Source organism: Methylocystis sp. L43 (assembly GCF_015709525.1).
Taxonomy (GTDB): Bacteria; Pseudomonadota; Alphaproteobacteria; order Rhizobiales; family Beijerinckiaceae; genus Methylocystis.
Window position 1 is genome coordinate 130,184 of sequence record NZ_JADNRA010000027.1, and the last position, 9,927, is coordinate 140,110.

The window sequence follows — 9,927 nt, forward strand, 5'->3', positions numbered from 1 at the left end:
AAACATGCGCGTATTGTTGGTTGAGGACGAGGGGCTGGTCGCGCTTCTTCTTGAAGAAATGCTGAGCGAACTCGGATATGAAATCGCAGCGCATGCGCAGTGCATTGAAGAAGCGCTGCAACTGGCGGCGGAAGCCGACTATGGACTCGCGATTTTGGACGTTAATCTCAATGGCGTGGCGAGCTTTCCGGCTGCCGAGATCGTACGAGACCGTAGGATTCCACTTATTTTCGCAACCGGATACCAACAGTCAAATTTTCAACAGCCATTCCAAGGCGCGCCCAGCGTGCAAAAACCATTTAATAAAGCCGCGTTAGGCTGCGCGATTAGGGCCGCGTTGAGCTGCAACGCCCTCGGCTCTGTTTGAAGTTCAAAGAGGTCGCACGTGAGCGACCGCCGGCGCGCATCCGTATGGGCTCGCCGAGAGTCTCACGCATATCGTCACCCAGTCTGATCACCTTCTTGCGCTTGCCGTTTCGCTTTCGGCTGGATTTCCATCGTCGCGATGGGCGCGCTTGGCGTCGCCTATGCGAGCCGCAAGGTTTTGCGCGCGCACGACTGAAGCGTCGGACGGACGGATTCCCATGTGCCTTGGCGTTCCGATGCGCGTGATCGACGGCGACGACATGTCGGCGCTCTGCGAAGGCGCCGGCTGCACCGAGCGCATTTCCATGCTGCTTATCGGCGCGCAGCCTCCCGGCGCGTATGTGCTCGTTCATCTCGGCACGGCGATGCGTGTACTCGAGGAAGAGGAAGCCGCTCTGATCGCGGCCGCGCTCGCGGGCCTTGACGCGGCGCTCGCCGGACGGTCCTTTGAAGCGCATTTCGCCGATCTTATCGACCGCGAGCCGCAATTGCCCGCCCATCTGGCGCTGCCCGACGAACCCGATGACCCAGCACCGAAACAACCCCTATCAGAATCATCGTCGACGCAGGCGAGCTAAGTTTGCAGGGGGCGCGCGATGACCCAGTCGGCCTCCCCCGATCCCCAACGCAATGGCTTCACGGCGATCGATAACGACCTCTTGCGGAACGGCAGACGCTTGTCGTGTAAAGCGCGCGATCCTTTTTGAACTGCTCTCGCGCGCGCCGGACTGGCGTGCATCGATCGAAAACCTGGCCGAGACGCACATGCTTGAGCGCGCTCATGTGTCTGAGGCGCTTTTGGAGCTTCCACGGCATATGCGATCTGCCGATCGATAAGGAACGCCGCCGACCGAATGGCCACCAGATGCACAGGCGCGGCCGGCAACTCGGATCAATCGAGGCGAGTCGGAACGTCAGTCGATCGGGTCCTTCCTACGCGACGTGTACACGGAGAAGGCGGGGGGCGGGGGTGGGGTCGTAATCGGAATTTTCGTCAGGGTTGACGATGGTTGCGGGTTGCGGGTTGACGACGGTTGCTAATGGCGAACCGGCGCCGCCTGTGTGTACTTATTCGACGGCGCCGCAGATCGGAAACGGCTAAACGGTGTGCTCCTGTTCGGGCTTGTCGAGGACGGTGATGTCGAACACAACGTCGAGCGGCGTTCCCCATTCGACTTGTGCGAAAAATTCGACGCCGTTCGCTTCAACGTTGCTGCCATGAGGGCGAATGTTCTTTACGAAAATCGGCGCAGCGCCCCGATGTTTGCTTTTGCCGCCAATAGTGGTGCTCGGCTTCCACTCGCAGGCCGAGATGTGAACGACGGACTGCGACGTGATCGGATCCCAGTTGAAATTCAGCCAGCCGGTGGCGACGGACTTCCACCACACGCGAATGGTTCTAGTAGCCATTTTTGATCACTCCCTTTTTGTAAGAAATAAACTGAGGTTGACGTTTCGAACTTCGCACCTGCGTTAGCAATGCGCCGCCGGCTCGTCGCTCTTGCGAGCGCCGCTGTTCGTCCCGGCCGAGGCGGTTTGAACTGTGATTGTCTATCGTCTCAGTAGCATGCCGCGCCTTTTCGACGCTTGCTCCGTTCGGATGAGGTCCTAGGTGAGCTTGCGTCCTCCGCTTTCTTTTCATTTGCGCGGTGGGAGTCTTGACCTGCTCGCGACTCGCGGCAGGGTCGCGGACTTTTTCAAGAATGGAGCGCCGCGCGGATTTGCGACAGCGACATCGGGGAGGCCGCCAATCGACATCTCGGCAATTTGCAGCGATGGAGAGGACTTATGACCGAGCGCCCGAGCCGCACTGAGGCACCATTCTTATCCCTCGTCGCCGGTGTCGGCCTGCTCACGCTAGGAACTTGGATCGGCCCGACGTGGGAGGGCACGTGTTCGATCTTGCGCGAGGCGGGACATGACGAGCGAAGGATCGCAGACGCGCTCGGACCACGCACATCGAGATGGCGCGTCACTACGTGAAGGGCGCGGATCTTCGCGTGAAGATGCGCGGCGTCATTTGATGCTGAGTTGAACAGGCGACGAACGAAAGCTGTCAAACCTGACTGAAAAAAGTCTCAAACCTTGACGATGCGGACGAAAGGCGTTCGAGAATGTGCCGTGATAACAAAAACTTCTGTGGTAGCGGAGGAGGGACTCGAACCCCCGACACAAGGATTATGATTCCGTGATTTCTCGCGATATCTAATTGAATTCGTGATCTGTTGTATTCTCATGTCGCATCTGTGTCGCAGTCACCCGAGGAGAGCCCGCTCCGCCGCTGCGAGTTCGGAACCGTCGTCCGCCCGCGGGAACAAATGGCCATACCGATCGGCAGTCATCTGAACCGACGAATGTCCCATGCGTTCTTGGACGACCTTGAGGGGCAATTCGAGGCCACCATCGGCGCGGCGGTTAATGCACCAGGATGCATAGAAGTGGCGCAGCGAGTGAAGGCCGGTATATTTGGCTGCGCCGTGCTTGTCGACGACTCCGGCTGCCACCTGCGCCGGCTGGAGACCGCGGTTGATTACGTTGGCGTGATTCTCCGGAGTGCCCCGTCCAGTTGGAAAAATGAGATCAAGCTCGCCCTTGGGGCAGGCGAGCTTCCATTCACGCAAGGTGTTCACAATTATCGGTGGCAGGGGAACGATTCGTTCGCCTGACTCCGACTTCGGTGCCCCAAACGCTCCCCATTGATCGACACGCTGACGTACGTGGATCTCGCCTTTCTTCAAATTGACGTCGTGCCATCTGAGACCGCGCAGCTCGCTCGAGCGAAGACCAGAGAAGATCGCGGTCAGTAGGATCGGTCGCCAGCGGCCTTCAAGATGAGTAACGATCGCCTTGATCTCTTGCGGCGTTGGGATATCGACGCCGACCTTCAATTTTCCTTTTTGGCGCCGGTCTGCACGGCGTTCGGAGCCTTTCTGCCGACGCGAGCGAAGATCACGCACGACGTTGCGGGCGATAAGGCCGCGCTCTTGCGCATCCGCAACGATAGCCCCCAGGCTAGTTGCGATTTTGCGGATCATCGCTGGAGAACGCGCCTTGCCCTCAGTCTCGCCTGGCGCCGGGTCGCCTCTCCGGAGCTTGTCCTCGAACTCTCGCACCAGTGGTGCCGAGAGTTGGGAGAGCTTGACGTTGCCTAGGAACGGACGAATGTGAAATTTGACGTGTTGTCGGTAACTTTCGAGCGGACTTCGCTCGAGACCGCGACCTTCGCACGTCGTAATCCAGAAGTCGGCCGCGTGCGACAGCGTTATGCTGGAGCTGTGCGCCGTATGAGTCCTTTCGCGCACTTCGACCTTTGCGCTGGCGTGGAATCCGTCCGCGTCTTTCTTCCGTGCGAACGTCTTGATGTGCCGTTTTCCGGCCTGGTCGACGTAATCGACAACCCATGTTTCGCGGGTTTCGCCCTTCGGCGTAGACCACGTGCGCTTTCGGACCGACATGCCTAGCCCCTTTCGTCCTTCACTTCCTTGAGAGCCTTGTCGAGATCGCCTGCGAGCTTAGTGAGATTGATCAAAGCAACTCGGTCATGCAGAGCGTAAGCGTCCTTGGGTCGACGCCCATTTCGCTTGATTTCAGCTGCGATTTGGGAGCCCAATTTTACGTGATAAGGAAGACGCTTCTCGGGATTGTTCAGGATAAATGGTCGAACGCAAAAGAAGAGGAAATCGTTCTTTTCCTTTGCGATCGTCGGCAGGTAATCGTCGTAAAAATATCCCTGCTTGATGAATGGAATTATTGATTCCGGCGGAAGGCCGAAGTCTGCCAACGCGAGGGCAAGAGCCCAATCATAGATATTTGCAATCGTGTATCTGATCACGCGCCCGCGCCCGGGCGACTCAGGGGTTAAGCCAGCGCGCTGAAATGCCTTCAGGCGTCCCCGCAACGGCGCGATGTTCTTTGAGTTTTCAAGGAACACGCGCGCGAGCGCGGCTTCGACAGCCGCATACCCATACGTAGCTGCACGATCTTCTCCGCTCACAAGCAAAGCCCCCAAAAATTCTCCTCAACGATACAGCGTCAAAAAAATGGTTGCAACCGCTACCATCTATAACAATAATTGCGAATGCAATCATAAATGGGCATCTAATGCAAACAGAACGTCATACGGAAGCGGAGGAGGCGGTGCTCGCCACTGAGTCGATGGCGAACGATCTCAAAGATGGAATCAAGAAAATCTCTGGCTTTCTCGGCAAATCGGAGCGACAGACCTACCACCTCTGCGCCACCGGCCAGCTTCCCGGCGCTTTCAAGATCGGCAGGATTTGGCATCTGCGCGTATCAACGTTCATCGCGGCAATTAAGCGCCGCGAGCGCGAGCATGGCGGGGTATGAGCAATGCGCCCCTCCAATGCGGCAACGCCCGCCCCCGCTGAGCGGGATGGCGGGCGTCGGTTTGATCTGCTTGGCTGGCCGATCGATAACGAAACTAACTGCGGTGCCGACAGCTCGCAAGAATTTTCCAGTCTGCATGCCGGCGCCGCGGGCGACGATCTTCGGTCGACGCTCGCCTTCCTTTCAGGGGAGGGCGCGCGATGACGATAATCATCGGGATAGACCCCGGCCTAGATGGCGCGCTTGCGGTTCTAACCCATGGCGGCGAGCTAATCGAAATCCATGACATGCCGACATTGCTGGACGGGGCGAAGGGCCGGCGCGCCGTCAATCCGGCGCTCTTCGCCGGTATCGTCTATTCGACGCAGGCGACTCGCGCCTTCTGCGAATTGATCGGACCTCGCCCGACAGATGGCTCTGCCGCCGCGTTTGGTTTCGGTCGCTCGCGCGGGATCATCGAGGGAGTGCTTGCCGCCGCCGGCATTCCTCTCGCCATGATCGCTCCACCGAGTTGGAAGCGAGTCGCTGGCATTGCGCCGGGCAAAGAAAACAAGGACAGCGCCCGAAGCGTCGCAATCAGCCGATGGCCTTCGCAGGCCGCGCTCTTCGCGCGCAAGTGCGACTGCGACCGCGCTGAGGCAGCGCTGATCGGCTTTGCAGGACTGATGCGCGTCGCCGGGCTTCACGCTCAAGCGCCACCCCACGGGGAGGCGCGCTCATGAGCGACGATCACACGCGAAATTTGTTCGGCTGGCTTTCACAGGTGGCGCGCGACGACGGATTGCCGCCGACTGCGGCGCGACTCGCGATCATTCTGTCGTCCTATGTCAACCGCGAATCTGGCGACGCCTGGCCCGCTGTGCCGACGCTGGCGCGCAATCTTGGTGTTGTCGAAAACAGCATCCGCAAAGCACTTCGGGCGATGGTCGCGGCTGGTCATCTTGTGATCGAAGAGGGCGGCGGCCGGGCCGCAACGCACCGGTATCGGCCAGTCCTCAAAGATGCGCTGCCAGGCGAAAAACCCTGCACGCCAGTGAAGGGTAATGTGCAGAAACCCTGCACGGACGTGAAGCGTAAAGATGGAAAACACTTCACGGACGTGAAGGGTAAAGAGCAGAAACCCTGCACGCCTGTGAAGGCTTTGGCAGACGAAACCCTTCACGGGCGTGCGCAAAACCCTTCATTTCCGTTCACAAAACCCTTCACGCGCGTGAAGGCGAACCATCTTATAGAACCATCTGAAGAACCATCTGAAGTAGAGACTCTCTTCCCCGAGCACGAAGCGCGGCAAATGAGACGCGCGACTAGGAGCACTTCCGAATCGCAAGCCAAGCTGCGCGCCTACTTCGAGAAGTTTTGGGCGGTCTATCCGCGCCCAGTTGGTAAGCCCTACGCGCAGAAGGCGTTCGGGCGAGCCCTCCAAGACGGCGCGTCACCGGCTGAAATAATCGAAGGCGCTGCGCGCTTCGCCGTTGAACGAGCGGCGCAAGAACCCGACCCGGCTCAGCGCGAAAGATTCACGCCTTATCCGGCCACTTGGCTAAATCGTCAGGGTTGGTCGGATAAGCCGGCGGTGGCACCGTCCACGCGGCAACCCTTCGACCGCTACCCTCGTCGCGACGCAGAGGATTTCACCATGCGCGTCGCCGCGGCCGAACACGCCAAGGGTGCGCGGGGCCTTCTTTCCGATCCTGCGTATGACGACGCAGCAAGGATTTTAGATGACCAATAAACGACAGATCGCCAATCCGGAGCGCGCCAGCGCGCCGGTGCAGATTGTGAGCGCGGCCGCCGTCGCCTCTAACCCCGTGGAAATAATCCTCGCTCGCACCAAGCCGGTGGAGCGTTTCGTGCGCCGGGCCGCCGGCATTTTGGCTCGTGACTGGCCGGCGCCTCGCACGGAAACGGAGGTGCGCGAAGCTCTCCGAGCGCTCCCGCCTTTCGACAAGATCCGAGAGATGCGCAAGCCGCTCGTCGCGTTCGTCTTCGGTCAAACCGATCTTGCAACCTCGCGGATTTTGCTCGCAGCCCTTACGGGCGCACTGCCGACGTCGGCCGGATGCAGCCGTTCCGATTGGATTTGCGCGGCGCTGGACTGTCTCGAATTCGATGACGATGACGACCCGGAGTTCGACGGTTTCACGCCGCAGATCATTGCCGCCGCATATCGATCAATACTGAGCGATGTGCGCCCCAAGTTCCTCCCGCCGCCGGGAGACTTCGTCAACATCGCGCGCCGCGCCCGACGACGCTACGCCTACGTTCTCGAAAATCTCGAATTTCTCGAAGACATCCGGACCGCCGCCGATTCATGGCGAATAGACGAGGAAGACCCCCCTCCTGATCCCGAATGGGACAGCATGTTCGACGAAACGCTTCCAGAGAAATAGCTCCAAACATGGAGCGCCGCATCACCTCCCCAACGATGATCGTCTTCTGACGACATCTCCAAGGTGACGAGGGGACAAGGGCACAGGGATCGCGCGCGCAGCGCGCGCATGCCTTCACCTGAAGTCCAAAAGCATCATTGCCTGAGGCCTAACACCGCAAGCGAGCCCCATCGTCGGCAAGAGCGCAACACGGACAAGATCAAAATTGGCATCAAAAGCCCGCGCGGACTCACGTCCTGATTCGTCATTTTGCATTCCTGAAGAGCTGGCGGTGTGCGCATGACGACAGCTCGGGGCGATGTTTGGCAGGGATTCGATATCCGTTGGTCGCCTTCTTTCGACATGTAATTACAGCGATTGCGAATGCGTGTCGCGCGCATGTTGCGCTGACGGAGCGCGCGTGATTCGTTGGTTGCCTCGATCGACCGCAAGTCACTGCAAGGTCGCGCGGATGTTGGGAGACCATCGGTGAATCCATCGACGACCATCGCAGCACTGCCGAAGCAACAGCGCAGCCGTGTCACGAATTCGGTTTACCGAGCGCTTCGGATTGATGGTCGGAGCCCCGAGGCACGACGTGCGCGGGATGTCTTGAAGGCCCTCGTTGATGAATTCGGTCAGGGCGACGAGCTGCGCCTTCGCGAACTCCTCAGCCTCCGCCTATCGCATGAGCAACTCCAGCGCCGAGTCGCTGCCGGGGACGCCGAGGCGCTTGATGCTTTGGTCCGCACCAGCAATGTGATTGCACGAGTTGAGCGCGATCTGCGCCGCCGCAAGGCCGCGCGGGCGGCGATGACGCCGCCGGCTCACTCGCTGGAATCGATCATCGCCAGGCATCGTGCGGCGGAGGCGGCTGCAAAGGCCGCTACAGCCGTCCCTGCCACGCCACCCGGCGACGGCGGCGGCGACAACGAGGGTCCGCGCTGATGATCCTCGACGCGCTCGCCCCTGCCGATCGTGCGGCGCTGTATCGCCTGGGCGAGGCGCTGCATCGCGCCGCGGCGATCGGCGAACGCCGCTGGACGGCGTTCCCGGACGTTCGGTCGCGCGTCGAAGGCCTCATGGCGGCGCTGCGCGCCGATTGCAGCGCCGCGGACGCGGAAGAGGTCGCGCGACGCCTTGTGGGGATGGTGGATTATCGCGAGGGCGGCGACGCCGCGATTGAGTTGGCGCTCACAGAAATCCTCGTGCACGGCGTCCGCTGGTCATGGGAGCGGTGCTGATGACGCCGCTCGTCTCACTCCGCGCAGCGCTCGACGATGCAGCATTGCTCGGCGGCGTCATGGGCGGCGAAAGTCGAGAACCGATGCGCGCGCTTCTCCTCGCTTCGCAGGGGGAGCAGCTGACGGCGTCTGAGCTGGAGCACTATCGTCGATTGACGCAGCGAGAGGCGCCGCCGACACAGCGCGTCCGCGAGATGCATATTCTCGCCGGTCGGCGATCGGGCAAGAGCAGCGGCGTCGCCGCGCTCGCATGCTATCTCAGCGGGCTTTGTGACTACAGCGACGCCCTTCAGGCTGGCGAACGCGGTCTGGTTCTCTGCATCGCGGCAAGCACGCGCCAGGCGCGCACGATCCTGGATTACATCTCGGGTTGCCTTGATTCCTCGCCCGCGCTTTCTCGGTTGGTGACGGGTCGAACGCAATGGGCTTTGTCGCTGTCGAACGGGATCGATGTTGAAGTGCGGGCTGCGGATCATCGCGGCCTGCGCGGTCCCACCGTCGTCGCTGCGCTCGCCGATGAGATTTGCCATTGGCGTTCCGACGAAAGCGCGTCACCCGACACCGAAATCATTGCCGCGGTTCGGCCAAGTCTCGTCACGACGCGCGGTCAGCTGATCTCACTGGGCTCGCCCCATGCGAAGCGCGGTTTCGGCTATCAGGTCTGGCGCAAGCACTTCGGCGAAAAGGGCAACCCGCGCATCCTTGTCGCCTGGGGTCCGACGCGGGCGTTCAACGACACGGTGCCAGCGGAGGAGGTCGCCGCCGCTTACGAGGAAGATGCCGCGCGAGCATCAGCCGAGTGGGATGCACAGTGGCGAAGCGATATCGATACGTTCGTGTCGCCGGAAACAGTTGCGGCCTGTGTGATCCCCGGCCGGTTCGAACTGCCGCGCGTCTCTGGCGCTCGTTACGTCGGGTTCATTGATGCCAGCGGTGGTTCGGGCGGCGATTCGATGACGCTGGCGATCTCGCATCGTGAGCGCGTGGGCGAGCGCGATATTGCCGTTCTCGACGCTGTTCGCGAAGTTCGACCGCCGTTTTCGCCGGACATCGTCACCGCCGAGTTCGCAGGGATCGTTCGCGGCTATGGGATCTCACGCGCAACTGCCGATCGTTGGGGAGCGGATTGGGTCACCGAAGCCTTCGCCAAGCATGGCGTGCGGATCGAACAGTGCGCTAAGCCGAAGAGTGATCTCTATCGCGAGCTGCTTGCGCCGCTGAACTCAGGGCGCATTGAACTTCTCGATAATCAGCGTCTCATCGCGCAGTTATGCGGACTTGAGCGCCGCACGGCTCGTTCCGGTCGCGACAGCGTTGATCACGGGCAAGGCGGACATGATGACGTTGCCAACGCTTGCGCTGGCGCGCTCGTCGAAGCGCTCAGCGGCGGCCAGATGATGGTTTTCAGCGAACAAATGATCCGCGCGCTCGAGATGGGGATCGTCTGAAACTTGAGGAGCAAAAAAATGTTCAAGTCTATGCCCAGCCCTCGCGGCACAAATATCGAGAAGCTTTTTGTCCCTTCGAATTTCGTCAGCCGGTCGCCAACTATGGCGTTCGACTCCGCGCCCACCGCGCCCGCCAGCGCGCCTCGCAAGCCC

General features: G+C 60.7%; 12 protein-coding genes. 9 read left to right on the top strand and 3 right to left on the bottom strand.

Translation table 11 applies throughout. From position 1 onward, the window contains the following. Positions 1 to 4 precede the first annotated feature (4 nt). Positions 5 to 367, top strand: a complete 363-nt coding sequence (locus IYX23_RS09180) for a response regulator (RefSeq protein WP_196393168.1) — start codon at positions 5 to 7, stop codon at positions 365 to 367. 217 nt (positions 368 to 584) lie between these two features. Next, entirely contained in the window at positions 585 to 944 is a 360-nt protein-coding gene (locus tag IYX23_RS09185; RefSeq protein ID WP_196393169.1) for a HypC/HybG/HupF family hydrogenase formation chaperone, read from the top strand. Between the two features lie 520 nt (positions 945 to 1,464). On the opposite strand, the gene IYX23_RS09190 is transcribed toward IYX23_RS09185, so the two are convergent. The 3 genes from IYX23_RS09190 to IYX23_RS09200 form a co-directional block, all read right to left on the bottom strand. Continuing rightward, on the bottom strand, positions 1,465 to 1,776 hold the full coding sequence (locus IYX23_RS09190) for a hypothetical protein (RefSeq protein WP_196393170.1): 312 nt from the start codon (positions 1,774 to 1,776) through the stop codon (positions 1,465 to 1,467). A gap of 845 nt (positions 1,777 to 2,621) precedes the next feature. Beyond that, positions 2,622 to 3,821: a site-specific integrase gene (locus tag IYX23_RS09195; RefSeq protein ID WP_196393171.1), complete on the bottom strand. Its 1,200-nt coding sequence runs from the start codon at positions 3,819 to 3,821 to the stop codon at positions 2,622 to 2,624. Positions 3,822 to 3,823: 2 nt separating this feature from the next. Continuing rightward, a complete protein-coding gene (locus IYX23_RS09200; protein WP_196393172.1) occupies positions 3,824 to 4,198 on the bottom strand; it encodes a hypothetical protein in 375 nt (124 codons plus the stop codon). Between the two features lie 323 nt (positions 4,199 to 4,521). Between IYX23_RS09200 and IYX23_RS09205 the strand changes: the two genes are divergently transcribed. The 7 genes from IYX23_RS09205 (at position 4,522) to IYX23_RS09235 (ending at position 9,774) form a co-directional block, all read left to right on the top strand. Continuing rightward, complete coding sequence (locus IYX23_RS09205) at positions 4,522 to 4,713, top strand: DNA-binding protein (protein ID WP_210332546.1); 192 nt, start codon at positions 4,522 to 4,524, stop codon at positions 4,711 to 4,713. A gap of 200 nt (positions 4,714 to 4,913) precedes the next feature. Beyond that, positions 4,914 to 5,435, top strand: a complete 522-nt coding sequence (locus tag IYX23_RS09210) for a hypothetical protein (protein ID WP_196393174.1) — start codon at positions 4,914 to 4,916, stop codon at positions 5,433 to 5,435. Next, a complete protein-coding gene (locus IYX23_RS09215) occupies positions 5,432 to 6,445 on the top strand; it encodes a helix-turn-helix domain-containing protein (RefSeq protein ID WP_196393175.1) in 1,014 nt (337 codons plus the stop codon). The genes IYX23_RS09210 and IYX23_RS09215 overlap by 4 nt, the downstream gene beginning before the upstream one ends. Continuing rightward, the gene (locus IYX23_RS09220) at positions 6,435 to 7,103 is read left to right on the top strand and encodes a hypothetical protein (RefSeq protein WP_196393176.1); all 669 of its coding nucleotides are present in this window, start codon (positions 6,435 to 6,437) and stop codon (positions 7,101 to 7,103) included. The genes IYX23_RS09215 and IYX23_RS09220 overlap by 11 nt, the downstream gene beginning before the upstream one ends. A gap of 408 nt (positions 7,104 to 7,511) precedes the next feature. Then, a complete protein-coding gene (locus IYX23_RS09225) occupies positions 7,512 to 8,030 on the top strand; it encodes a hypothetical protein (RefSeq protein ID WP_196393177.1) in 519 nt (172 codons plus the stop codon). Beyond that, positions 8,030 to 8,326 carry a hypothetical protein gene (locus IYX23_RS09230; RefSeq protein ID WP_196393178.1) on the top strand — a complete coding sequence of 99 codons (297 nt, stop codon included), beginning with the start codon at positions 8,030 to 8,032 and terminating at the stop codon, positions 8,324 to 8,326. The genes IYX23_RS09225 and IYX23_RS09230 overlap by 1 nt, the downstream gene beginning before the upstream one ends. Continuing rightward, positions 8,326 to 9,774, top strand: a complete 1,449-nt coding sequence (locus tag IYX23_RS09235) for a hypothetical protein (protein WP_196393179.1) — start codon at positions 8,326 to 8,328, stop codon at positions 9,772 to 9,774. Before IYX23_RS09230 ends, IYX23_RS09235 begins: the two co-directional genes overlap by 1 nt. The last annotated feature ends 153 nt before the right edge of the window (positions 9,775 to 9,927 follow it).